Raw genomic sequence first — 23063 nt, forward strand, 5'->3', positions numbered from 1 at the left:
CGAAATATCCTTTCAGAGCGCGGGCTGGGATAGTTTGTCGACGCGGCCGGCATGGCGGCCTCCGCCAAATTCAGTGGTAAGGAAGGCGATGACGCACGCCTTGGCCATGTCCACGCCAGTCAGGCGCGCGCCCATGGCCAGCACATTGGCGTCATTATGTTCGCGCGAGAGCGCCGCCGACAGCGGCTCGCCGACCAGCGCGCAGCGGCAGGCCGGGTTGCGATTGACCGCGATCGAAATGCCGATGCCCGACCCGCAGAGCGCAATGCCGCGATCCGCCGCGCCGGATGCCACCGCTGTCGCGAGTTTGTAACCATAATCGGGATAATCGACGCGGTCGGCGGTCGCCGGGCCAAGGTCGTTTACCTCATGCCCTTCGTCGCGCAGCCATTGCGCCAGTTCCGCCTTCAATTCGATGGCGGCATGGTCGGATGCGATGGCGATCTTCATCTGCGGTGCGTCCCTTCACCGATGGGGTGATTCGTTCCCGCGCCTCTTAGGGGCAGAAGCGGTAGATTGCCACCTTGGTCCGCCGCCCTTATGGGCAGAGGCATGACAGGCACGATCCTCTCCATCCTTATGCTGGCCGGGCTGCTGCTGACCGGCGGCGGGCTATATGTGATGTTCCGCTTGCGCGACCGCAAGCGCGGCGCGCTGATGATCATCGCGGGGCTGGTGATGTTCGGCAATGTCGCGATCACGGCGATACCGGGGCCGGACTTGCCGGGGCTGGAACGGCGCTGAGCCGCAGCGCCAGCGTCGCCAGCAGATCGGTCTGCGTCACCAGTCCCAGCAGGCGATGATCGGTGTCGACCACCACCGCAGCATGGCGCACACCGCTGCTGAACGGACCTATCAGGCGCGCGACCGGCGTATCGGCATGGACGAAGAGCGGCCGGTGGGCGACGTCGGCGACAAGTACGCCGTCCTGCAACAGGTCGCGGGCATTGATCATCCCCTGCACCCGGCCAGCATCGTCCAGCACCGGCAGCGACAGGAGATGGCGCGCCTGCATCAGCGTGCGGGCCTCTGTCACCGTCTGACTGGCGGCGATATGCAGCACGTCGCGCGCCATGATCTCATCGCACCGCGTCGCGCCATGCGTGCGTTCGGCCGCGCGCAACTGGGCATCGGCCAGCAAGGGGCGCAGGTCCGCCTCGTCCACGTCCAGCCTTGCGCCAAAGCCATGGAGCGCGTCGGCGATATCCTGCGCGCTGGGGGCGGCGCGCAGCAGGGGAGCGGGATCGGTGGTGGCGTGGGGCGACGGTGCCCTGGGCGGTACATGGGGATAGTTTTGGCCGACCATGCGGTGGAACAGCATCGCGACGATCAAGAGCAGCAGCGTGTTCGCGCCCACAGGCGTCAGGGCGAACAGATAGCCGGTGTCGCTTCCGGCCAGCACGGCAGACAGCGCGACAGCGCCGCCGGGCGGGTGGAGGCAGCGCAGCAGCGACATGATCGCGATCGCCCCGCCGACCGCTACGGCCGCGGCCATGGTCGGGTTGGGGATGATGTGGGCGATGGCGATGCCGACCAGCGCGGAGATGATGTTGCCGCCCAGCACCGGCCAGGGTTGCGCCAGCGGACTGGCGGGCACGGCGAACAGCAGCACCGCCGAGGCACCCATGGGGGCCACCAGCAGCGGATGGGCTAGGCCATTGCCGAGCATCAAGCCGCATAGCAGCCCGGTGATCGCGATCCCGCCGATCGCGCCGCTGGCGGCCTTGATCCGGTCGAGCAAGCCGGGACCGGGCGGGGCGGGTATGAAGCTGCTATAATAGCGGCTCCAGACCATGCGGGGCTTGGGTTCGGGCGTGTCGGACATGATCGCTGCGCTAACGGGCGGAAGCGAAGGATGCCACGCCGAATAATCAGGCCCGTTGAAAGTCTGGCTTTGCCTTTGCCCAAAGAAAAAGGGGCCACCTTGCGGCAGCCCCTTTTTCTGTTTCGCGGGCGTTGCCCCTCAACGGATCGGCGAGTCCGGGGACAGGCGCATGTCGAGATAATTGTCGACCGACTTCATCAGCTGGTCGAGTTCATGTTCGAAGAAGTGGTTGGCACCCCGGATTTCGTCATGATGGATGGTGATGCCCTTTTGCGTGCGCAGCTTGTCGACCAGTTTCTGGACGGCGCTGGCGGTCACGACTTCATCGGACGTGCCCTGCACGATGATGCCCGACGAGGGGCAGGGGGCGAGGAAGGAGAAGTCGTACATGTTGGCAGGCGGCGCGACCGAGATGAAGCCACGGATTTCCGGGCGGCGCATCAGCAATTGCATGCCGATCCAGGCGCCGAAGGAGAAGCCCGCAATCCAGGTGGTCTGCGCTTCGGGATGGAAGCTCTGGACCCAGTCGAGCGCGGCGGCGGCATCGGACAATTCGCCGATGCCGTTGTCGAACGTCCCCTGGCTGCGGCCGACGCCCCGGAAGTTGAAGCGCAGCACGGCAAAGCCACGCTTCACGAAGGTCTTGTAGAGCGCCTGGGTGATGCGGTCGTTCATGGTGCCGCCGCCCTGCGGATGCGGGTGCAGGATCATGGCGACCGGCGCACGCGGGCGGGGCGGGGGGCTGAAACGGCCTTCGAGACGGCCTTCGGGTCCGGTAAAGATTACGTCTGGCATGGCACCTGTTATCGTTCTGGGCCACTCGGCCCGGATGGGCAGGGCGGCAAATGGAGTCGCGACGGGCGCGCCAAGGGATGTGCTGGCGCAGCGCGGCAGACCGCCTATATAGAAGCCGCCGCCATTTCCGCAATCAATGAGTAGCCCCCTTGGCCGCCGACCGTCTCTATCTCGATCATGCCGCGACGACACCGATGCTGGCCCAGGCGCAGGCGGCGATGGTCGCCGCCATGGGCCATTGGGCCAACCCGTCCAGCGCCCATGCCGACGGCCGCGCCGCGCGCGCCGCGCTGGAGGATGCCCGCGCCCGGATCGCGGCGGCGCTGGGCTGGCAGGGCCATGTGATTTTCACGTCCGGGGCGAGCGAGGCGATCGCGATCGGGCTGGGCCGGACGAAGGCGCGGCGGGTCGTGACGTCTGCGGTGGAGCATGACGCGGTGCTGCGGGTGACGAAGGGGGCCGAGCGGCTGGCGGTGGATGGGGATGGCATAGTTAGAACACCCGTTCGGGCTGAGCCTGTCGAAGCCCCTTTCTGGCCTGAGGAAAAGGAAAGCCCTTCGACAAGCTCAAGGCGAACGGATCACAATATATTGTTCGCCATCCAGCATGTGAATAACGAGACTGGCGTGATCCAGCCGTTGGGTGAGCTTGATCGTTCCGGCGCGATCCTCTTCGCGGATTGCGCGCAGAGCGCGGGCAAGCTCCCGCTGCCCGATGCCGACATGATCGCGATCAGTGGGCATAAATTTGGGGGTCCGCCGGGTATTGGCGCGCTGCTGATCCGCGATCTGGCGCTCATTGAGGCGAGCGGCGGGCAGGAGCAGGGCTATCGCGCGGGGACCGAGAATCTGCCTGCGATCCTGGCGATGGCGGCGGCGCTGGAGGCGCGGGCGGACTGGTTGCCGGGTGCCGCCGCCCTGCGCGCACGGCTCGATGCGGGGATCGTGGCGGCAGGCGGGGTGATCGTCGCGCGCGATGCGCCGCGTATCGCGGCGATCGCCAGCTACCGGATGCCGGGCCTATCGGCGCGCGCGCAACTCATTCAGTTCGATATGGCGGGCATTTCGGTGTCGGCGGGTAGTGCCTGTTCGTCCGGTTCGCTCAAGACCAGCCATGTGCTGCACGCCATGGGCTGGGACGAGGCGGTGGCGAGCGAGGTGGTGCGGGTGAGCTTCGGGCCGCAGACGCACGAGGGCGATGTCGATCGCTTCCTGGCCGCCTGGACGGCGATGGCCGCGCGGGCGCGACGATGATCTATCTCGATTATCAGGCGACGACGCCGCTGGCTCCGCAAGCGTTCGACGCGATGGTGCCGTTGCTGCGCGACCAGTTCGCCAACCCACACAGCGCGCATCGGCTGGGGCGGATGGCGGCGGCGCAGGTCGAGGTGGCGCGCGACGCGGTCGGCGCGCTGTTGCCATCCGGCGGGCGGCTGCTCTTCACGTCGGGCGCGACGGAGGCGCTCAACATCGCCATTCAGGGCGCGCCCAAAGGCCATATCGTGACGATCGCGACCGAACATGCGGCGGTGTTGGATACGGTGGAGGTCTTGGCACGCGCGGGGCGGACGGTGACGGTGCTGCCGGTCGGCGCGGATGGTGTCGTGGACCTGGATGTGGCCGCGCAAGCAATCCGGCCTGGCGTCGCGCTGGTGGCGGTGATGCTGGTCAATAATGAGATCGGCGTGATCCAGCCTGTCGCAGCGCTGGCGCAGTTGGCGCATCAGGCGGGCGCGCTGCTGCTGTGCGACGCGGTGCAGGGCTATGGCCGGGTGCCGATCCCCGACACCTGCGACATGGTCGCGATCAGCGCGCACAAGATCCATGGGCCAAAGGGGGTAGGGGCTTTGTGGCTGCGTGACGGGGTCAGTCCCGCGCCGCTCATCCATGGCGGCGGGCAGGAGGGTGGATTGCGCTCCGGCACGCTGTCGCCTGCGCTGTGCGCCGGATTCGGGGTTGCCGCGCGATTGATGCGCGAACGGGCGGAGGCCGACCGCGACCATGTCGAATCGCTGTCTGCCCTTGCCCGCACGCTGTTCGCCGACTGGACGGTCAATGGCAGCATGACGGCGCGCTATCCGGGCAATCTCAACCTGCGCCGCGCCGGAATCGATGGCGCGCGATTGTTGTCGGATTGCCGCAATATCGCTTTTTCGCTCGGCAGCGCTTGCGCAAGCGGGTCCGGCAGGCCTAGCCATGTGCTGCGCGCACTGGGCCTGACAGACGCACAGGCGCGTGGATCGGTGCGGATCGGCTTTGGCCGCTACACGACACCGGCCGAACTGGAGAGCGCTGCGGAGGCATTGAACAAGGCGGCAGCCGCACAAGCGGCGCTGTAAAAAAGGGAGCGTCGCACCATCATGACCAGGGTTACCTTCATCAGCGCTGACGGGGAACGGCGACAGGAGGTCGATGCCCCGGCGGGATCGGTGCTGCTCGACATCGCACAGGCGGCGGGCCAGCCGCTGGAAGGGACGTGCGAGGGGCAGATGGCCTGTTCGACGTGCCATGTCATCGTCGAAGCCACCGATTTTCCGCGCCTGGGTCGCGCCAGCGAGGATGAGGAGGATATGCTCGACCTCGCCGCGTCCGCCACGCGCACCAGCCGCCTGTCGTGCCAGATCATCCTCGCCGATGGGCTGGACCAGTTGACGGTGCGCATTCCGCCCGAATCCTATAATATGCAGGGTATGTGAAGCCGATGAAACGCCTGTCCGCGCTCGCCATGCTGCTGCTGATCGCCGCGCCGTCCAGCGCCGCCGACAAGCAGAAAAAGACCAAGGAACCGGTGCCGACCGGGCAGCTTGATTCGCTGCTGCCGCCTGCGCCGCGCTATCTGGTGCCGCAATCGGCGCTGGCGCAGGTGCGCAATCCCAAGGAAATCGAGCAGGAAACCGGCGGGCGGTTGGGCGTTGCGCTGGTGGATAAGCAGGGCGCGCTGCTGCTGGGCTTCAACCGCGATGAGCCGTTCGCGATGTGCTCGACATTCAAGGCGCCATTGGCGGCGGCGGTGCTGATCGGCGCGGAAGGCGGCAAGTTCGGGCTGGAGGGGGAGATATCCTTCAGCAAGGACGATATTCTCGATTATGCGCCGGTCGTGAAGGCGAACCGCAAGCGCGGCCGGATGAGCATGGCCGAACTGGCGCAGGCGGCGGTCGAGGTGAGCGACAATAGTGCGGCGAACCTGCTGCTGCCGATGCTGGGCGGGCCGCAGGGGCTGACAGCCTTCATGCGCGCGCATGGCGACAGCGTGACCCGGCTGGATCGCAACGAGCCGGAGTTGAACGAAAACGCCGACGGGGATCCGCGTGACACGACCACGCCCGCCGCGATGGCCGGGCTGATGGGGCGGCTGCTGTTCCGCGACATGCAGGGCGAGAGCGCCGAGCGGTTGCGCGGCTGGCTCAACGCCAGCAGCACGGGCGACAAGCGGATCAAGGCGGGCCTGCCCGAAGGCTGGACGTCTGGCAGCAAGACCGGCAGCTGCGGCACCGCTTATAATGACGTGGCGCTGGTCAAATCGCCGGCGGGCGATGAATATATATTGGCGGTCTATCTCGATCGGCCGACGGTCGATGCCAAGAAGGCCGAGGCGGCGATTGCGGAAACGGCGCGGGCTGCGTTGGAATTTGTCGGGCAGGCGCAAAAGAGCGGGCTGGAATAGACACATTTCACCATTCCGTTCGTGTCGAGCGAAGTCGAGACACGCTTGCGCCAAGTTCGCCGCTTCTCGACTTCGCTCGAAGCGCACGGCTTTGGTTGCCCCTTGCCATTATGTCACCCTTTCGCCATATGCGCCGCGGGAGTCGGGCGGACGTGATCGTCGCGAACCGGGTCAGGTCCTGACGGAAGCAGCCACAGTGATTTCGTCACGGGTCGTTCCGGCTCCCACCTTCCAGCCATCATCCCGCTTCGACAATGGCGGCCCGAACGGCTAGACCAGACCGATGTCCGATTCCCAGCAGCCCTATCGCGTCCTCGCGCGCAAATATCGACCGCGCAGCTTTCATGAGCTGATCGGGCAGGATGCGATGGTCCAAACGCTGGGCAATGCGATCCGGCGCGGGCGGCTGGCCCATGCCTTTTTGATGACGGGCGTGCGCGGGGTCGGCAAGACATCGACCGCGCGGCTGATCGCCAAAGCGCTCAACTGCATCGGCGCGGATGGGCAGGGCGGGCCGACGATCGACCCATGCGGTGTCTGCGAACCCTGCACCGCGATCGCCGAGGGGCGGCATATCGACGTGGTCGAGATGGACGCGGCCAGCCATACCGGCGTCGATGATGTGCGCGAGATTATCGAGGCGGTGCGCTATGCCGCCGTCTCCGCGCGCTACAAGATCTACATTATCGACGAAGTCCATATGCTCTCCAAAAACGCCTTCAACGCGCTGTTGAAGACGTTGGAGGAGCCGCCTGCCCATGTGAAATTCCTGTTCGCGACGACCGAAGTGAACAAGGTGCCGGTCACCGTCCTGTCGCGTTGCCAGCGGTTCGACCTGCGGCGCATTCCGGCCGAATTGCTGGCCAGCCATTTCGCCTATGTGGTGGAGGCCGAAAAGGTCGCGGCCGAGCCAGATGCCTTGTCGCTGATCGCGCAAGCGGCCGAAGGGTCGGCGCGCGATGGACTCTCTATCCTCGACCAGGCGATTGCCCATGCGGAGATGGGGGAGGGGGAGCCGGTCGTCACGGCGGCGCAGGTGCGCGATATGCTGGGCCTGTCGGATCGCGGGGCGGTGCGCCGTTTGTTGGGACTGTTGCTGGCGGGCGATACCGCCGCGCTGCTGGTCGCCGTGCGTGACCAATATGCGCTGGGCGTCGAGCCGCTGGCGCTGATGCGCGGGCTGATGGAACTGGTTCATGCGGTGACGCTGGTGAAGGCGGGGCGTGATATCGCCAGCCCCGGCCAGTCCGCCGAGGAACGCGATGCGCTGGCCGACTGGGCGTCGCAGATCGGCTTCGCGCCCTTGCATCGGCTGTGGCAATTGCTGGTCAAGGGCCATGACGAGGTGGCGAGCGCCATCCTGCCGATCGAAAGCTGTGAAATGGCGCTGCTGCGCGTGATGCACGCCGCGACCATGCCCGATCCGGGCGAGATTGCGCGGATGCTGCGCGAGGGCGGGCCTGTCGCTGCGACGGCACCGGGCGCGGTGGCCGCGACGCCAGGCGCTGGTACTGCCGCGCAATTGCCGGCGACTTTCCCTGATCTGATCGAGGCCTTTTGGCAGCGCGGCAAGGGGCAGTTGGCGCAGGAACTGCATGATAGCGTCGCGCTGGTGCGCTATGCGCCGCCTGAGATGGACTATTGCGCGGTACCGTCGCTATCGGCGGATTTTGCCGCGCGGATCGCGCCGGCGCTCAAGGAGGTGACGGGTGTTGCCTGGCGCGTGGCGCAGAGCGATGGCGAGGCGCAGCCGACCCTCTTGGCGCAGGAGCAGGCCGCGCAGGCCAATGCCCGCGCCACTATTCTCGAAACCCCGGTGGTGAAGGCAGCGATGGCGGCCTTTCCCGATGCGGAGCTGGACGACCGGCTCGAACAATGGAGTGTAGGACAATGAAGGATCTGAACGAAATCCTGGGCATGGCGAGCCGTGTGCAGGAAGAATTGCAGCGCGCGCAGGATAATCTCGACAAGCTGGAAGTCGAAGGCGCGGCGGGCGGTGGCCTCGTCAAGGTCAAGGCATCGGCCAAGGGCCGCATTCTGGGCGTGTCGATCGACGACAGCCTGCTCGCCCCGTCGGAAAAGCAGATGCTCGAAGACCTGGTGACCGCTGCGTTCAACGACGCGCGCAAGAAGGCGGACGAGGTCAGCAATGCCGAAATGGGCAAGATGACGGCAGGCCTGCCCTTGCCCCCCGGCTTCAAACTGCCGTTCTGAGCGCGGATGTGCGCGAAGAGCCCTATAATAACCCTGGGTTCATCGTGACCGCATTATGACATCCCCTGATTGATTGACGCGATAGGCATCCCCATAAAGGCGATGAACCGTAGGACAGGCCCCATTTGGCCCGGAGTGTGAATGACTGTGCAATATCCCCTTCTGCCGCTGCGTGACATCGTCGTCTTTCCGCAGATGATCGTCCCGCTCTTTGTCGGTCGCGACAAGAGCGTCTCCGCGCTGGAAGCGGCGATGGAAGGCAATAAGGAAATCTTCCTGGTGTCGCAGCTCGACCCGGCCGAGGATGATCCGGGCCAGGATTCGCTCTACGATACGGGCGTCGTCGCGGTGGTGCTGCAATTGCTCAAGCTGCCTGACGGCACGGTGCGCGTGCTGGTCGAGGGCAAGCATCGTGCGCGGCTGACGACGATGGCGGAGACCGGCACGCATCTGGTCGCCGATGTCGAAGCGATCGAGGATATTGCTGCCGAAGGGCCGGAAGCTGCCGCGCTGATGCGCTCGGTCGCCGAACAGTTCGAGAATTACGCCAAGCTCAACAAGAAGCTGCCCGCCGAAACGCCGGTGCAGCTGCGCGAGATCGAGGATGCCGGGCGGCTGGCCGATGCCGTGTCCGCCAACATCAACGTCAAGGTGTCCGACAAGCAATCGCTGCTGGTCGAGGCTGATCCGGTCAAGCGGCTGGAGATGGTGTTCGCTTTCATGGAAGGCGAACTGGGCGTGCTGCAGGTCGAAAAGAAGATCCGTGGCCGCGTGAAGCGCCAGATGGAAAAGACCCAGCGCGAATATTATCTCAACGAGCAGTTGAAGGCGATCCAGCGCGAGCTGGGCAATGGCGAGGGCGAGGAAGGCGATGAACTGGCCGAACTGGCCGAGAAGATCGCCAAGACCAAGCTTTCCAAGGAAGCACGGGCGAAGGCCACTGCGGAGTTGAAGAAGCTCAAGGGCATGCAGCCCATGTCGGCCGAAGCGACCGTGGTGCGCAACTATCTCGACGTGCTGTTGGGCTTGCCCTGGGGCAAGAAGGGCAAGGTCAAGAATGACCTCAAGCGCGCGCAGGATGTCCTCGATGAGGATCATTTCGCGCTCGACAAGGTCAAGGACCGGATCATCGAATATCTGGCGGTGCAGGCGCGTACCAACAAGCTGAAAGGCCCGATCCTGTGCCTCGTCGGCCCGCCGGGCGTGGGCAAGACCTCGCTTGGCCGTTCGATCGCCAAGGCGACCGGGCGTGAGTTCGTGCGCCAGTCGCTGGGCGGCGTGCGCGACGAGGCCGAAATTCGCGGTCACCGCCGCACTTATATCGGATCGCTGCCGGGCAAGATCGTGACGAACCTGAAAAAGGCGGGGACGATGAACCCGCTGTTCCTGCTCGACGAGATCGACAAGCTGGGCCAGGATTTCCGGGGTGATCCGGCGTCCGCGCTGCTTGAAGTGCTGGACCCCGAACAGAATAGCAAGTTCCAGGACCATTATCTGGAGATCGACGTCGATCTTTCGGACATCATGTTCGTGACGACCGCTAACTCCTTGAATTTGCCGCAGGCCTTGCTGGACCGGATGGAGATCATCCGGCTGGAAGGCTATACCGAGGACGAGAAGGTCGAGATCGCGCAGCGACATCTGATCGCCAAGCAGATCGACGCCCATGGCCTCAAGGAAGGCGAGTTTGAGGTGACCGAGGCGGCCGTTCGCGACCTCATCCGTTACTATACCCGCGAGGCGGGCGTCCGCACGCTGGAGCGCGAAGTCGCGCGGCTGGCGCGCAAGGCGCTGCGCAAGATCCTTGAAGGCGTCTATGACAAGGTCGTCATCACGCCGGACACGCTCGCCGACTATGCCGGTGTGCGGAAGTTCCGCCATGGCGTGGGCGAGGAAGAGCATCAGATCGGCGCGGTGACGGGCTTGGCCTGGACCGAGGTCGGCGGTGAATTGCTGACGATCGAAGCGGTGACGGTGCCCGGCAAGGGCATGATCAAGACGACCGGCAAGCTCGGCGACGTGATGACCGAATCGATCCAGGCCGCCTTCTCCTATGTGAAGGCGCGCTCGCCGGGCTATGGCATCAAGCCCAGCATCTTCAATCGCAAGGACATCCACATCCATCTGCCCGAAGGCGCCGTGCCCAAGGATGGGCCATCGGCGGGCATCGGCATGGTGACCTGCATCGTGTCGACGCTGACCGGCATTCCGGTCCACAAGGACGTCGCGATGACCGGCGAGGTGACTTTGCGCGGTCGCGTCCTGCCGATCGGCGGCTTGAAGGAAAAGCTGTTGGCGGCGCTGCGCGGTGGCATCAAGACAGTGCTGATCCCGCAGGAAAATGAGAAAGACCTAGCGGAAATTCCGGCAAACATCCGTGACGGGCTGGAAATCGTGCCGGTGAGCCATGTGGACGAAGTGCTGGCGCGCGCCTTGATGTCGGTGCCCGAAGCGATCGCCTGGACCGAAGAGGATGACCTGGCCGCGCAGCCGAGCAATGGCCAGGGGCGCGACGGGGACGCTACGCTGCGGCATTGATCGACGGGCCGATAGAGCAAAAGCGACGGGTTTCCGGCATTTTCATGCTGCATTGCGAAATTGCATGTGATCCCGGAACTTCGTCGCTTTCTCTTTGACAGCCACTCAAAGCTGCGCCTTATTGCCGCCTTTACGCCGCGATTCCTAAACTAACCAACAGCATCAGGGGGTTCCCAAGGCATGAACAAGCAGGATCTGATCAGCGCGGTTGCCGAGAGCAGCGGCCTTACCAAGAATGACGCGACCAAGGCTGTGGAAGGCGTGTTCGATGCCATCACCGGCGCGCTGAAGAAGGGCGACGAAGTGCGCCTGGTCGGCTTTGGCACTTTCTCCGTCACCCAGCGCAAGGCATCGACCGGCCGCAACCCGCGCACCGGCGAAACGATGACCATCAAGGCATCGACCCAACCCAAGTTCAAGGCCGGCAAGGGCCTCAAGGATTCGGTCAACTGACGGTCCGGGCATCGGCACAAGAGGCAGATGCCCGCGTCGCACGACCGTAAAGGCGTCGCGGCCTGAAAAAATCGAGAGTGCGTGATAACGGGAACTGAGCCGCACGCATGGGCGCAAGACAATAGGGTGGGTGCTGGATCAGCACTCACCCTTCTGCTTTTGGGCCAGGCGGGTTAGGGAAGCGGCATGAGGATGAGACGATTTGCCGCGCTGTGCGGCGCGGGCGCGATGGCGCTGCTGCTGTCGGCCTGTGGTGGCGGTCAATACCGGCCGGTGCGGGATGTGCCGGTCAAGATCGGCCCGCCCTATGTGGTGCGTGGCGTCACCTACACGCCTGCGGCTGATCCGGGTTATGACATGCTGGGCTATGCCAGCTGGTATGGATCGGAATCGGGCAATCGCACCGCCAATGGCGAACGCTTCCGTCCCGGCTGGGTGACCGCCGCGCATACCAGCCTGCCGCTGCCGAGCTACATCGAGGTGACGGCGCTGGACACCGGACGCACCATCGTCGTGCGGGTCAATGATCGCGGGCCTTTTTCCGGGCGCGGGCGGGTGATCGACCTGTCGCGCGGCGCGGCCGAGCAATTGGGCGTGCGGGCGCAGGGGCATGTGCCGGTGCGGGTGCGGCTGGTCGATCCGCCCGAAAAGGATCGCGCCCGGCTGCGCAAGGGCAAGGCGGCACCGGCGCGCCCCTCCGTGCCCGAAGCTACCCTGCGCAAATTGCGCGCGCAGTTGCGCGCGGCGGGGCTGTAAGCGGCGGAAAGCGCCGATCGCGGCATTTGCCTGCTTGACGGGGCGGGATGAGCCGCATATGTGCCCACATCTCGCGGGCCTTCTGGCCCCATGGCGATCGTAGCTCAGTTGGTTAGAGCGCCGGTTTGTGGTACCGGAGGTCGGGGGTTCAAGACCCCTCGATCGCCCCATTTTCTTCCTTCCGCCCTGATGCCGCGCATATTTGCCGGTCAGGCGGGAAGGGGCTTCGCAGCATCGCGATTGCGCCCTATAGCGCCCGGCATGACCGATGCGCGCGACAAGGGGCTGACCCTCAATCCCAAATATGACGATCATGGCCTGATCACGGCGGTGGTGACCGATGTGGACAGCGGCGACGTGCTGATGGTCGCGCATATGAATGCGCGGGCGCTGGCGCTGACGGTCGAGACGGGCCTCGCGCATTTCTGGTCGCGCAGCCGACACGCGCTGTGGAAGAAGGGCGAGACGTCGGGCAACATGCTGGCGGTGCGCGACATTCGCATCGATTGCGATCAGGATGCGGTTTGGGTGAAGGCGGTGCCTGCCGGGCCGACCTGCCACACTGGCGCGCGCTCCTGTTTCTTCCGCCGGGTCGGCCCCGATGGCCTGAGCGCAGTCGATTAGGGCGTCGATGCGGCGACCTGGCCTTGCCCTATCCTGCCTGATGCTGGCGGCGTGCCAGCCTGCCGCCGTTTCCAACGACATGGCGGCCGAGACGGGTGGTGGCCTGCCTGCGTCGGGGCTGGAGCGCGCCGCGATCGAAAGTGGCGTCATTACCGATGCGGCCAAGATTTCGCCGGTCGGGCTATTTCAGCGCCGCCATGAGGCGGGGCGCGATGCGTTGTGCGTGGTTCCCGGTGCCAAGGGGGCGCTGCGCTTCGGCCTGGAAGCCAATTTCGGCGAGCAACTCGCCTGCCGGGGGCAGGGGACCGCACGGCGTGCGGGCGACAAGCTGATCCTGCGCTTTGCTGGCGGCGATCGCTGCATCATCGTCGCCCAATATGATGGCGATCAGGTTGCGCTGCCGGGTGTCGTGGATCTCGCCTGTGCGCGGCTATGCGATGGGCGCGCCACGTTGGAAGGGGTCAGCTTCCCCCGGATCGCGGGTGATGCGGGCACGGCTTTGCGTGCGCAGGGGACAGGCGGCGACCCGCTCTGCAAAAGCTGAACGCGCCGGATCAATGGCCGATATAGCGTCCCGGCCGGTGGTTGACGATCAGCACGGCATTGATCGCCGCCGCCGACAGGACCGACAGCGCGAAGCGATCGGCGCTTAGCAGCGGTAGCGATGCCGCCAGGATGATGGCGTCACCGATCATCTGGGTGCGGCCCGCATTCCATCCCCGCGTCTTTTGCAGCGTGAGCGCGATGACGCCCAGCCCGCCGACGCCCGCGCCATGGCGCGCGATGGCGAGGATCCCGAAACCGATGATCGATCCGCCGAACAGCGCGGCAAAGAGCGGGCTGACCCGTGCCAGTTCCAGCGCCAGCGGCATCATCGTGCCCAGCCCCATGATCGCGATATTGGCGAACAGCGTTTTCAGGCCGAAGGCCGCGCCCATCGCCCGCCCGGCGAACAGGAAGAAGGGGATGTTGATCAGCAGGAACAGCGTCGCTGGCGACCAGTGGATCAGATAGGACAGCAGCAGCGCAATGCCCGCCATGCCGCCCGTCACCAGATTGGCCTGTTTCAGCAGCATCAGCCCCATGGCGATGAAGGCGCAGCCAAGCGCAATGGCATAGCCATCTTCGGCGAGATTGTGCGGGCGGGCGGCTGGGAAGGCGTGCGTGGGAGTCATGGCGTGTCCGTCAAGCGTTACGCCCCGGTCATCCTCTTGCCCTGCCGCTGCTCATACAGCGGACGCGCGCCACTGCAAGAGGCTGCGCTTATCCGCCGGTGTCGATCTGCGCCGGGCCATATTGGTCGATCGCTTGGAACAACAGGGTCAGCGCCGCGCGTTCCTCTGCCACGATCTCCGGCCGCCACACTTCGAACAACAGGATGACGCGGGTGTCGGCGCTGCGGTTCCAGGCCTCATGTTCGATACTGTCGTCGAAGATCAGCATCTCGCCCCGGTGCCAGGGCCGCGTTTCCGCGCCGACGCGCAGCGCGCAATCGGGGGGCGTCAGCAGTGGCAGGTGGCAGATGAGCCGCGTGTTGAGCAGGCCATGATGGGGTGCGATATGGGTGCCGGGCTTGAGCAGCGACCAGAGCGCCGTCGGCGATCGCCCTTCGATCACCGGCATCGGCGCATGGTCGAGCGCGGCCATGACGGCTGGGCAGCGCGTCGCATGGTCCGCCACCGGCGCGCCGCTCTGCCAGAAATAATAGGCGCCCCAACTGGGATCGTCGCGCAACTTGTTGTTGGGGGCCGGGCGCTCCTTCGATGTCTGGACATAGGGCGCGAAGTCCGGCGCGCCCGCGCGCACCGCCGCCAGTTCGGCGACGATCGCGTCGGTCATCGCCTCCATTGGCGCGACCCAGTCGAAATCGCTGCGCTCGTAAAAGGCGCGCTGGGGCAGGCCGGGGAAATAGAACATACTGGGCTGCTGCAGATATATCTCGCGCTTGCCGAGCAGCAGGTCGGTGGCGAGCGCGATGCGGGGCAGCGGTGGCAAGTCGCGGATCGCGGCGGTCAGATGATCCTCGAACTGCTGGCTCGATTGCGCGATGGAGTCCTGCGCCTGTTGCAGCAGCGGTTGCAGTTGCGGCGGCGCGCCATGGGCGGCCGCCTGCGCCAGCGCGGTGCGCCGCCAGCTGATCGCGCCACGATCGTCACCGCGCGCCTGCGCATTATGACCCATGGCGAGCAAAGCGGGCAGGTTGCGCGGATCGCCCGCCAGGATCGCGCGCAGGGCCTCCGCCTCGCCATCCCGATCGCCGAGCCGATTGCAGACCTGCGCCAGCAGCATCGGCGGCGGCGCGGCCATCTGCGCCAGTGTCGCGCGCGCCTTGGCCGCGTTACCGCCGCGCAGCGCCACCAATGCGGCCTGGGCCAGCGCCTCTTCTCTTGCCTGATCGCTCATGCCCCTGCCTTATCGGGGAGCCTGATCTGGGACAAGCGCTGCGGCAAAGCGGCCTATTCGGCCGGAACCGCGATCATCCGCGTGGTCCGCTGTTGCAAAGCGATCGACAGGAGGAAGACGACGAGGCCGCCCAGCGCCAGCGCGGCACCGATCCAGCCGGTCGAGGTTAGGCCATAGCCCGCCGCGATCGCCATGCCGCCGAGCCACGGGCCAAGCGCATTGGCGACGTTGAAGGCGCTATGGTGCAGTGCCGCCGCGAGCGTCTGCGCATCGCCCGACACGTCCATCAACCGCGCCTGCAACGGCGTGCCAAGCCCGCCGCCCGCGCCGATCAGGAAGATGATGAGGCTGAGCGTCCAGATATTGCCCGCCATCAGGGGGAACAGCGCCAGCGCGCCCGCGCTCCACAACAGCACGAGGATGACGGTGCGGTTGAGCGCCCGGTCGGCCATCCATGCGGCGACAAGGTTGCCGATCGTCATGCCGACGCCAAAGATCATCAGGATCAGCGGCACCCAGACTTCGGATACCCCGGTCACCTCGATCATGGTCGAGGCGACATAGGTATAGACCGCGAACAGCCCGCCAAAACCGATTGCGCCGGTCAGCAGCGTCAGCCAGACCTGTGGCTTGGCGAGCGCGGTCAGTTCCCGCGCGGCGCTCGCCTTGGGGTCCCCCGCATCGCGCGGGGCGTAGAGCGCCACCAGCGTCATCGTCGCGATGGCAAGCGCGGTGACCACGAAGAAGCCTGAGCGCCAGCCCAGCGCCTGCCCCATCCAGTTGGCGACGGGGACACCCAGCACCGTGGCGATGGTCAGGCCCGACATCACCCGCGCAATCGCCTGCGCCCGCTTTTCGATCGGCACCAGCTTGGCGGCCACCAGCGCGGCGACGCCGAAATAGGCCCCATGCGGCACGCCGCTCAGGAAGCGGAAGACAAGCATCCAGCCATAGCTGGGCGACAGCGCCGACAAGCCATTGCCGATCGCGAACAAGGCCATCAGGCCGATCAACAAATGACGGCGCGGCAGGCGCGCGCCAAAGGCGGCGATCACCGGTGCGCCTGCCACCACGCCCAAAGCATAGGCGCTGATCGCATGGCCAGCGGTCGGCACGTCGATGCCAAGGTCGCGCGCGAAGAAGGGCAGCAGGCTCATCGCCGCAAATTCAGTGGTCCCGATCGCGAATGCGCCGACGGCGAGCGCGAAAAGGACGAGCGCGGGTTGCGCCTGGTGGGGGCGGGTGCCCATGGCTTTGCTCCATGCTGCAATGCAAAATAGCGGAAGCGCGGCAGATGGTCCCGCTGACAGCGCTGGTCAAGGGCGGCCGCGCTTGAGTTTATTGCAAGTGCTGCGGCGTGTTACGCAACACACGCCATCGTCGCAGGATAATGTCGCGGTGCGTTACGTCCCGACCTGCGCCTTGCTGACGTCGAGCCGCTTGCCGTTGGTGATGACCACGACATCACCCAATTTGGTCACGCCGAACAATTTTTGCGCGAAGGCGACGGGGACGCCGATGCAGCCATGGGTTGCCTTGCCCCATTGGACGTCGCTGCCATGGATGGCCACGCCGTCGCTGGTCAGGCGCAGCATATAGGGCATCGGCGCATTGTCGTAGAGGTTGGAATAATGGTCGGCGTCCTTCTGCGTGATCGGGAAGGCGCCCAGGGGGCTGGGCTTGTCGGTCGCGCCATAGAGGATGACGGCCGCGCCGATTTCATAGCCTGCGCGGAACACAGATAGCGTCTGCGCGCGCAGGTCGACGGTGATGATGACGGGGCCGGATGTCGGCGCGCCGCTTTCGTCCCAGGCATAGTCGCCATGGCGGAACGGGCCGTCGATCTTGAGGACGCGCTTGACCGTCAGCGCGCGCGGATCGATCGTCATCGGCTGATCGCTGCGCCGTTCGGCGGGTTTTGCCGGGGCAGGGGCGGGGGCAGGTGGTGCCTTTGCTATGGGCGCGGGCGGCGCGGGTTCTTCCGCTGCGGGGCGGTCGATCCAGCCGGACACAAGCAGGGCGACGCCCGCCAGCCCTGCGCCGATCGCCAGCTTGGGACCAGCGCTTTTCGCCAATGCTTTGAGCAGACCTGCCATATCATCCTCATATAAGATCCTCCCTTTTTTAGGGGGAGGGGCGCGCGCTATCGAGAGGGGGACACCCCTCCGTCTGGCTTCGCCAGCCACCTCCCCTGCCAGGGGAGGATCACTTCAGTCCGTCATAGCGGCAAAAGGTTAAGTTCAGCCTTCGCGCGCGACTTCCGCCGCTGCGATGGCGGTGAGGTTGAGGATGCCGCGCGAGGTGACGCCGGGGGTCAGGACATGAATGGGCTTGGTCAGGCCCATCAGCATCGGGCCAACGGTCGGCGAACTGGACGAGGCGGAGAGTGCTGTGAGCGTGATGTTCGCCGCATCGAGATTGGGCATGACCAGCAGATTGGCCGGCCCTTCGAAGCGCGAATCGGGGATCAGCTTCTCGCGCAGCGCCTGGCTCAAGGCCGCGTCGGCATGCATTTCGCCATCGACCGCGAGGTCGGGCGCGGCCTGCCGCACCAGTTTGAGCGCAGCGCGCATCTTGCGCGCGCTGTCGCTGTGCGAGGCACCGAAATTGGAGTGCGACAGCAGGGCGACGCGCGGGACCAGGCCGAAATGCTCCAGCTCGGTCGCCGCCAGCAAGGTCATTTCCGCAACCTGTTCGGGCGTCGGATTGGGCACCATATGGGTGTCGGTGATGAACAGCGCGCCCGCGTCGAGGATCAGCCCCGACAGCGCATAGACGCGGTTGCGACCCGGCACCCGGTCGATGATGCGCAGCGCATGTTCGACCTGGCCCCAATATTCCGAATTGCCGCCGATCAGCGCGGCGTCGACATGGCCCAAGCGCAGCAGCATAGCGGCGGTGACGCTGGGGCGGCGATAGACATGGCGCAGCACTTCGGCGGCGGGCACGCCCCGGCGCGAGGCGACGGCGCGATAGCCCTCGACCAGTTGCGCCATGATCTCATGATCGGTTTCGGGGTCGATCACCTCGACATCGCGGCCGAGTTCGAAACGCAGGCCAAGGTCGGGCAGCTTCTTGTTCAGGATGCGGCGGCGCGCGACGATGGTCGGGCGGACGATGCCTTCGTCCAGCGCGTCCTGAATGGCGCGCAGCACGCGCTCATCCTCGCCCTCGCCATAGACGATGCGGCGTGCGCCGCCACGTGCAGCCTCGAACACCGGCAGCATCAGCTGACCCGACCGAGTGTTCTGCCGCGTCAGGCGACGGCGATAGTCGTCCAGGTCGATCGGGCGGCGGGCGACGCCGCTGTCCATCGCCGCACGCGCCACGGCCACCGCAATCTCGCCGATCAGGCGCGGGTCGAAGGGGGTGGGGATGATATAGTCGGGGCCGAATACCAGCCTGCGCCCGCCATAGGCCTGCGCCACGCTGTCATGCGCGGGCATGCGGGCGAGGCTGGCGATCGCATCGGCGGCGGCGACCTTCATCGCTTCGTTGATCTGCGTCGCGCCGACATCCAGCGCGCCCCGGAAGATATAGGGGAAGCAAAGGACGTTGTTGACCTGGTTGGGATAGTCTGAACGGCCGGTGGCGATGATCGCATCGGGGCGCACTTCGCGCGCGGCTTCGGGGCGGATTTCGGGTTCCGGGTTGGCGAGCGCGAAGATCAGCGGGTTGGGGGCCATCAATGGCAACCATTCGGGCTTCAGGACGCCGGGGGCGGATAACCCCAGGAACAGATTGGCCCCCGGCAGCACGTCGGGCAGGGTGCGCGCATTGGTGACGCGAGCATAGCGCGCCATATTGGGCAACATGCCCTCGCGGCCCGAATGGATGACGCCATCCTTGTCGGTCATGGTGACATTGTCGACCGGCAGGCCCATCGACACGAGCAGATCGACGCAGGCGAGCGCCGCCGCGCCCGCGCCCGACGTCACCAGCTTGGCATCGGCCAGCGTCTTGCCCTGAATCACCAGCGCGTTGCGCACGGCGGCGGCGACGACGATGGCGGTGCCATGCTGATCGTCATGAAAGACCGGAATATTCATCCGTTCCTTCAACCGCGCCTCGATCGCGAAACATTCGGGCGCCTTGATATCCTCAAGGTTGATGCCGCCGAAAGTCGGCTCCATCAGGGCGACGGCTTCGATGAATTTTTCGGGGTCGGTGGTGTCGAGTTCGATGTCGAACACGTCGATATCGGCGAATTTCTTGAAGAGGACCGCCTTGCCCTCCATCACCGGCTTGGACGCCAGCGCGCCGATCGCGCCCAGGCCAAGGACGGCGGTTCCGTTGGAGATGACCGCGACCAGATTGCCGCGCGCGGTATAGTCGAGCGCCTTGTCGGGATCGGCGGCGATCTCCATGCAGGGGGCGGCGACGCCGGGCGAATAGGCCAGCGCGAGATCGCGCTGGTTGACCATGCGTTTGGTCGGCTCGATCCGCAGCTTCCCCGGCTGGGGAAAGCGGTGATAGTCGAGGGCGGCGCGGCGGGTATTATCGTCCATGCGATGGGCCTTAAGGGCTGCGTTCCGCCAGGGCAATGGTGGAACGCGCCCAGGGGGGCGTTGGGGCATATAGTCCGACAAGAAAATCGACAAAGGCGGTGATGGCGGCGGGCGGATTATGCTGTGGCAGTTGCACCGCGAACAAGCCGACATCGGCGGACCCTTCATGGTCCGGCACGATCTGCCGAACATCGCCGCGCGCCAGCGCGTCGCTGATATCCCAGAGCGAGCGCAGGGCGATGCCGCCGCCCGCCAGTGCGAGTTCGCGCACCACTTCGCTGCTGTTGGTGCGGACATGGCTGCGCCCCTCGACCGTCACCGCGCCGTTCGGGCCGACGAGGCGCCAGGGCATCTGGCCATCGGCGGCGAGCAGGCGGTGGGACTTGAGGTCGGTGAGGGTGGCGGGTGTGCCATAGCGGTTGAGATAGGCAGGCGCGGCGCACAGGATGCGGCGGTTGGTCGCCAGCCGTCGCGCGGCCAGGCCTGGCCCCGGATCGGCGGTGATGCGGATGGCGAGGTCCGCGCGGGTGTCGATCAGGTCGGCGAAATCGTCCGACAAGTTGATGGCGAGATCGACACGGGGATGGGCCTCCATGAAGCGCGGCAGCCAGGGGGCGAGATGCATCCGGCCAAAGGAGGTAGGCGCGGTGATGCGCAGTGGCCCCGCGACGATCGCTGACGTGCCAGACACGCGCCGCTCGGCTTCGTCCAGCGCCGCCAATATGCCGCGCAGATCGGCATGGAGCCGCTCGCCCGCCGGGGTCAGCGCCAGCCGCCGCGTGGTGCGATGAACGAGGCGCGTGCCCAGCCGCTCCTCCAGCCGCGCAAGCCGTTTGGACATCATGGCGGGCGAGATGTGGAGGCGCCGACCGGCAGCGGCGAGGCCGCCTTCGTCCACGATCGCGACGAACAGTTCATGGTCTGGGTCCATCATATTCGTTCACCATGGGAATGACTATGTTCGTATAATAGTGAATATACGACATAATGGGAATGGGGTAGATGTTTCTGCACTAGCACCGTCATTCCCGCGAAGGCGGGAACCCATCTCCGGCGCTGTCCCCCGTCGCTACGGTGGGAGATGGGTCCCCGCTTTCGCGGGGATGACGACAGGATTTAGGAGCTGATTGATGACCGACCGCATGATCAACAAATCCGGGCTGAAGGTCGCGGCATCGCTCGCCGACTTCATCGACAATCAGGCCTTGCCCGGCACCGGGATCGAACCCGCCGCTTTCTGGGCGGATGCGGCTGCCATCTTCGCGCGCTTCACCCCGGACAACATCGCGCTGTTGGAAACCCGCGATGCGATGCAGGCGCAGATCGATGATTGGCATGAGGAGCGGGCTGGCCGGCCGCATGATGCGCAGGCCTATCAGGCCTTCCTGCGCGAGATCGGCTATCTGGTTCCCGAACCCGCGCCCTTCACCATCGGCAGCGAGAATGTCGATGATGAAGTCGCGCGCCTCGCCGGGCCGCAACTGGTCGTGCCCATCCTCAACGCCCGCTTCCTGCTCAACGCCGCCAATGCGCGTTGGGGAAGTCTGTACGACTCGCTGTACGGCACCGACGCGATCCCCGGCGCGGCGTCGGGTAAGGGCTATGACGCGGCGCGCGGCGCGCAGGTCATCGCCTGGGCCAAGGCGTTTCTGGACGATGCCATCCCGCTCGCCAGCGGGAATTGGGCCGACCTTGCGAGCGACGAGATCGTCCTTGCCGATCCCCGCCAGTATCTGGGCCACAGCGAGAAGGGGCGTCTGTTCCGCCACCATGGCCTGCATATCGAGGTCGTTTTCGACAAGTCGCATCCCATCGGTGCGACCGACCCGGCGAGCATATCCGATGTCATCCTCGAATCGGCGCTGACCGCCATTTGCGACCTGGAGGATTCGGTCGCGGCGGTCGATGCGGCGGACAAGGTGGCAGCCTATGTCAATTGGCTGGGCCTGATGAAGGGCGACCTGACCGAGACGTTCGAGAAGGCGGGCAGGATGATGACCCGCGCGCTCAACCCCGACCGCGCTTATACCGCGCCGGATGGCAGCGCCTTCACCTTGCCCGGCCGCAGCCTGTTGTTCGTCCGCAATGTCGGCCATTTGATGACGACGCCCGCCATCCTGCTGCCCGATGGTGCGCAAGCCCCCGAAGGCATTCTCGACGGCATCGTCACCAGCCTGATCGCGCTGCACGACCTGGCCCGCGAGGGCGGCAACAGCCGTGCGGGCAGCGTCTATATCGTCAAGCCCAAGATGCACGGCCCACAGGAGGCAGCGTTTACCAACGCTCTGTTCGACGGGATCGAGGACATGCTGGGCATGGCGCGCCACACGCTCAAGGTTGGCGTCATGGATGAGGAGCGCCGCACCTCGGCCAATCTCGCCGCCTGCATCCATGCCGTGCGCGACCGCATCGTCTTCATCAACACCGGCTTCCTCGACCGCACCGGGGACGAGATGCATACGTCGATGCAGGCCGGGCCGATGATCCGCAAGGGCGAGATGAAGAGCAGCGACTGGATCACCGCCTATGAGGATCGCAACGTCCAGATCGGCCTCGCCTGTGGCCTGTCGGGTCGCGCGCAGATCGGCAAGGGCATGTGGGCTGCGCCCGATCGCATGGCCGACATGCTGGAGCAGAAGATCGGTCATCCCAAGAGCGGGGCCAATACCGCCTGGGTACCATCGCCCACCGCCGCGACGCTGCACGCGACCCATTATCACCGCTTCGACGTGTTCGCGCGGCAGGCCGAACGGGCAGCGGAGGGCATCGCTCCCCTCGAAAAGCTGCTGACTATCCCGGTCGCCACCGGGCGCAACTGGTCGGAAGAGGAGATCGCGCAGGAGCTGGACAATAATGCGCAGGGCATATTGGGCTATGTCGTCCGCTGGATTGACCAGGGGGTCGGCTGTTCCAAGGTGCCCGACATCCACGACATCGGCCTGATGGAAGACCGCGCGACGCTGCGCATTTCCTCGCAGCATATGGCCAATTGGCTGCTGCATGGGGTCTGCACCGGCGAGCAGGTCGATGCCGCGCTCCGGCGCATGGCGGCCAAGGTCGACGCGCAGAATGCGGGCGATCCGCTCTACCAGCCGATGAGTGGGCGCGAGGATGAGAGCCTGGCGTTCCAGGCGGCCCGCGCGCTGGTGTTCGAAGGGGTTGCCCAGCCCAATGGCTATACCGAACCGCTGCTGCACGCCTATCGTGCGAGGCAGAAGGCGGGGGCAGAGTTGGAAGCGGTTTAACCAACGCCCGTTCGTTTCGAGCGAAGTCGAGAAACGCTT

The 23063-nt window shown here is 65.8% G+C and carries 22 protein-coding genes, 1 tRNA gene and 1 other RNA gene; 15 read left to right on the plus strand and 9 right to left on the minus strand.

Annotated features, from left to right (window positions below; all coding sequences use genetic code 11):
- Positions 1-12: 12 nt before the first annotated feature.
- A complete protein-coding gene (gene rpiB / locus ACZ2HM_RS00830) occupies positions 13-450 on the minus strand; it encodes a ribose 5-phosphate isomerase B (RefSeq protein WP_037477504.1) in 438 nt (145 codons plus the stop codon).
- Between the two features lie 102 nt (positions 451-552).
- Between rpiB and ACZ2HM_RS00835 the strand changes: the two genes are divergently transcribed.
- A complete protein-coding gene (locus ACZ2HM_RS00835) occupies positions 553-744 on the plus strand; it encodes a hypothetical protein (protein WP_037477506.1) in 192 nt (63 codons plus the stop codon).
- Here ACZ2HM_RS00835 and ACZ2HM_RS00840 read toward each other — a convergent pair.
- Positions 698-1825, minus strand: a complete 1128-nt coding sequence (locus tag ACZ2HM_RS00840; RefSeq protein ID WP_037477508.1) for an HPP family protein — start codon at positions 1823-1825, stop codon at positions 698-700. The genes ACZ2HM_RS00835 and ACZ2HM_RS00840 overlap by 47 nt on opposite strands.
- Before the next feature lie 138 nt (positions 1826-1963).
- On the minus strand, positions 1964-2620 hold the full coding sequence (locus ACZ2HM_RS00845; protein WP_017184627.1) for an alpha/beta hydrolase: 657 nt from the start codon (positions 2618-2620) through the stop codon (positions 1964-1966).
- Positions 2621-2769: 149 nt separating this feature from the next.
- On the opposite strand from ACZ2HM_RS00845, the gene ACZ2HM_RS00850 reads away from it, so the two are divergent.
- From ACZ2HM_RS00850 to ACZ2HM_RS00910, 13 genes are all read left to right on the plus strand, one after another.
- Positions 2770-3873 (plus strand): cysteine desulfurase family protein, encoded by a 1104-nt coding sequence (locus tag ACZ2HM_RS00850; protein WP_470425955.1) that lies wholly within the window; start codon positions 2770-2772, stop codon positions 3871-3873.
- A complete protein-coding gene (locus ACZ2HM_RS00855; protein ID WP_470425956.1) occupies positions 3870-4958 on the plus strand; it encodes a cysteine desulfurase family protein in 1089 nt (362 codons plus the stop codon). The genes ACZ2HM_RS00850 and ACZ2HM_RS00855 overlap by 4 nt, the downstream gene beginning before the upstream one ends.
- Positions 4959-4979: 21 nt before the next feature.
- Positions 4980-5315 carry a 2Fe-2S iron-sulfur cluster-binding protein gene (locus tag ACZ2HM_RS00860; RefSeq protein ID WP_037477515.1) on the plus strand — a complete coding sequence of 112 codons (336 nt, stop codon included), beginning with the start codon at positions 4980-4982 and terminating at the stop codon, positions 5313-5315.
- A 5-nt stretch (positions 5316-5320) separates the two neighbouring features.
- Positions 5321-6283, plus strand: coding sequence for an SGM family class A beta-lactamase (gene blaSGM / locus ACZ2HM_RS00865; protein WP_470425957.1), 963 nt, complete (start codon positions 5321-5323; stop codon positions 6281-6283).
- Between the two features lie 134 nt (positions 6284-6417).
- Positions 6418-6515, plus strand: an RNA gene (ffs, locus tag ACZ2HM_RS00870) — signal recognition particle sRNA small type.
- A 51-nt stretch (positions 6516-6566) separates the two neighbouring features.
- Complete coding sequence (locus tag ACZ2HM_RS00875; protein WP_470425958.1) at positions 6567-8177, plus strand: DNA polymerase III subunit gamma/tau; 1611 nt, start codon at positions 6567-6569, stop codon at positions 8175-8177.
- Positions 8174-8497, plus strand: a complete 324-nt coding sequence (locus tag ACZ2HM_RS00880; RefSeq protein WP_037477519.1) for a YbaB/EbfC family nucleoid-associated protein — start codon at positions 8174-8176, stop codon at positions 8495-8497. The genes ACZ2HM_RS00875 and ACZ2HM_RS00880 overlap by 4 nt, the downstream gene beginning before the upstream one ends.
- A 141-nt stretch (positions 8498-8638) precedes the next feature.
- Positions 8639-11035, plus strand: coding sequence for an endopeptidase La (gene lon, locus ACZ2HM_RS00885; protein WP_470425959.1), 2397 nt, complete (start codon positions 8639-8641; stop codon positions 11033-11035).
- A 180-nt stretch (positions 11036-11215) separates the two neighbouring features.
- The gene (locus ACZ2HM_RS00890) at positions 11216-11488 is read left to right on the plus strand and encodes an HU family DNA-binding protein (protein ID WP_037477523.1); all 273 of its coding nucleotides are present in this window, start codon (positions 11216-11218) and stop codon (positions 11486-11488) included.
- 186 nt (positions 11489-11674) lie between these two features.
- The gene (locus ACZ2HM_RS00895; RefSeq protein ID WP_069065056.1) at positions 11675-12244 is read left to right on the plus strand and encodes a septal ring lytic transglycosylase RlpA family protein; all 570 of its coding nucleotides are present in this window, start codon (positions 11675-11677) and stop codon (positions 12242-12244) included.
- A gap of 93 nt (positions 12245-12337) precedes the next feature.
- A tRNA-His gene (locus tag ACZ2HM_RS00900) sits at positions 12338-12414 on the plus strand.
- 91 nt (positions 12415-12505) lie between these two features.
- On the plus strand, positions 12506-12868 hold the full coding sequence (hisI, locus tag ACZ2HM_RS00905; protein ID WP_037477527.1) for a phosphoribosyl-AMP cyclohydrolase: 363 nt from the start codon (positions 12506-12508) through the stop codon (positions 12866-12868).
- Between the two features lie 7 nt (positions 12869-12875).
- Entirely contained in the window at positions 12876-13412 is a 537-nt protein-coding gene (locus ACZ2HM_RS00910) for a hypothetical protein (RefSeq protein WP_037477529.1), read from the plus strand.
- A 10-nt stretch (positions 13413-13422) separates the two neighbouring features.
- Here ACZ2HM_RS00910 and ACZ2HM_RS00915 read toward each other — a convergent pair whose 3' ends face one another.
- From ACZ2HM_RS00915 to ACZ2HM_RS00940, 6 genes are all read right to left on the minus strand, one after another.
- On the minus strand, positions 13423-14043 hold the full coding sequence (locus ACZ2HM_RS00915) for a YitT family protein (RefSeq protein ID WP_037477531.1): 621 nt from the start codon (positions 14041-14043) through the stop codon (positions 13423-13425).
- Between the two features lie 88 nt (positions 14044-14131).
- A complete protein-coding gene (locus ACZ2HM_RS00920; protein WP_470425960.1) occupies positions 14132-15271 on the minus strand; it encodes an aspartyl/asparaginyl beta-hydroxylase domain-containing protein in 1140 nt (379 codons plus the stop codon).
- A gap of 53 nt (positions 15272-15324) precedes the next feature.
- A complete protein-coding gene (locus tag ACZ2HM_RS00925; protein WP_037477535.1) occupies positions 15325-16521 on the minus strand; it encodes an MFS transporter in 1197 nt (398 codons plus the stop codon).
- Positions 16522-16674: 153 nt separating this feature from the next.
- Positions 16675-17367 carry a L,D-transpeptidase family protein gene (locus tag ACZ2HM_RS00930; RefSeq protein WP_037477537.1) on the minus strand — a complete coding sequence of 231 codons (693 nt, stop codon included), beginning with the start codon at positions 17365-17367 and terminating at the stop codon, positions 16675-16677.
- Positions 17368-17511: 144 nt separating this feature from the next.
- Positions 17512-19779: an NADP-dependent malic enzyme gene (locus tag ACZ2HM_RS00935; RefSeq protein ID WP_037477539.1), complete on the minus strand. Its 2268-nt coding sequence runs from the start codon at positions 19777-19779 to the stop codon at positions 17512-17514.
- A gap of 10 nt (positions 19780-19789) precedes the next feature.
- Positions 19790-20713 carry a LysR family transcriptional regulator gene (locus ACZ2HM_RS00940; protein WP_470425961.1) on the minus strand — a complete coding sequence of 308 codons (924 nt, stop codon included), beginning with the start codon at positions 20711-20713 and terminating at the stop codon, positions 19790-19792.
- Positions 20714-20909: 196 nt separating this feature from the next.
- Between ACZ2HM_RS00940 and ACZ2HM_RS00945 the strand changes: the two genes are divergently transcribed.
- Positions 20910-23024, plus strand: a complete 2115-nt coding sequence (locus ACZ2HM_RS00945; protein WP_470425962.1) for a malate synthase G — start codon at positions 20910-20912, stop codon at positions 23022-23024.
- Positions 23025-23063: the final 39 nt, after the last annotated feature.

The organism is Sphingobium sp. KKT206 (genome assembly GCF_055640555.1).

Bases quoted from the DNA above. Each gene is read 5' to 3' on its own strand.
- rpiB (WP_037477504.1), bottom strand. From the start codon at position 450: ATGAAGATCGCCATCGCATCCGACCATGCCGCCATCGAATTGAAGGCG.
- ACZ2HM_RS00835 (WP_037477506.1), top strand. From the start codon at position 553: ATGACAGGCACGATCCTCTCCATCCTTATGCTGGCCGGGCTGCTGCTG.
- ACZ2HM_RS00840 (WP_037477508.1), bottom strand. From the start codon at position 1,825: ATGTCCGACACGCCCGAACCCAAGCCCCGCATGGTCTGGAGCCGCTAT.
- ACZ2HM_RS00845 (WP_017184627.1), bottom strand. From the start codon at position 2,620: ATGCCAGACGTAATCTTTACCGGACCCGAAGGCCGTCTCGAAGGCCGT.
- ACZ2HM_RS00855 (WP_470425956.1), top strand. From the start codon at position 3,870: ATGATCTATCTCGATTATCAGGCGACGACGCCGCTGGCTCCGCAAGCG.
- ACZ2HM_RS00860 (WP_037477515.1), top strand. From the start codon at position 4,980: ATGACCAGGGTTACCTTCATCAGCGCTGACGGGGAACGGCGACAGGAG.
- blaSGM (WP_470425957.1), top strand. From the start codon at position 5,321: ATGAAACGCCTGTCCGCGCTCGCCATGCTGCTGCTGATCGCCGCGCCG.
- ACZ2HM_RS00875 (WP_470425958.1), top strand. From the start codon at position 6,567: ATGTCCGATTCCCAGCAGCCCTATCGCGTCCTCGCGCGCAAATATCGA.
- ACZ2HM_RS00880 (WP_037477519.1), top strand. From the start codon at position 8,174: ATGAAGGATCTGAACGAAATCCTGGGCATGGCGAGCCGTGTGCAGGAA.
- lon (WP_470425959.1), top strand. From the start codon at position 8,639: ATGACTGTGCAATATCCCCTTCTGCCGCTGCGTGACATCGTCGTCTTT.
- ACZ2HM_RS00890 (WP_037477523.1), top strand. From the start codon at position 11,216: ATGAACAAGCAGGATCTGATCAGCGCGGTTGCCGAGAGCAGCGGCCTT.
- ACZ2HM_RS00895 (WP_069065056.1), top strand. From the start codon at position 11,675: ATGAGGATGAGACGATTTGCCGCGCTGTGCGGCGCGGGCGCGATGGCG.
- hisI (WP_037477527.1), top strand. From the start codon at position 12,506: ATGACCGATGCGCGCGACAAGGGGCTGACCCTCAATCCCAAATATGAC.
- ACZ2HM_RS00910 (WP_037477529.1), top strand. From the start codon at position 12,876: ATGCGGCGACCTGGCCTTGCCCTATCCTGCCTGATGCTGGCGGCGTGC.
- ACZ2HM_RS00915 (WP_037477531.1), bottom strand. From the start codon at position 14,043: ATGACTCCCACGCACGCCTTCCCAGCCGCCCGCCCGCACAATCTCGCC.
- ACZ2HM_RS00920 (WP_470425960.1), bottom strand. From the start codon at position 15,271: ATGAGCGATCAGGCAAGAGAAGAGGCGCTGGCCCAGGCCGCATTGGTG.
- ACZ2HM_RS00925 (WP_037477535.1), bottom strand. From the start codon at position 16,521: ATGGGCACCCGCCCCCACCAGGCGCAACCCGCGCTCGTCCTTTTCGCG.
- ACZ2HM_RS00930 (WP_037477537.1), bottom strand. From the start codon at position 17,367: ATGGCAGGTCTGCTCAAAGCATTGGCGAAAAGCGCTGGTCCCAAGCTG.
- ACZ2HM_RS00935 (WP_037477539.1), bottom strand. From the start codon at position 19,779: ATGGACGATAATACCCGCCGCGCCGCCCTCGACTATCACCGCTTTCCC.
- ACZ2HM_RS00940 (WP_470425961.1), bottom strand. From the start codon at position 20,713: ATGATGGACCCAGACCATGAACTGTTCGTCGCGATCGTGGACGAAGGC.
- ACZ2HM_RS00945 (WP_470425962.1), top strand. From the start codon at position 20,910: ATGACCGACCGCATGATCAACAAATCCGGGCTGAAGGTCGCGGCATCG.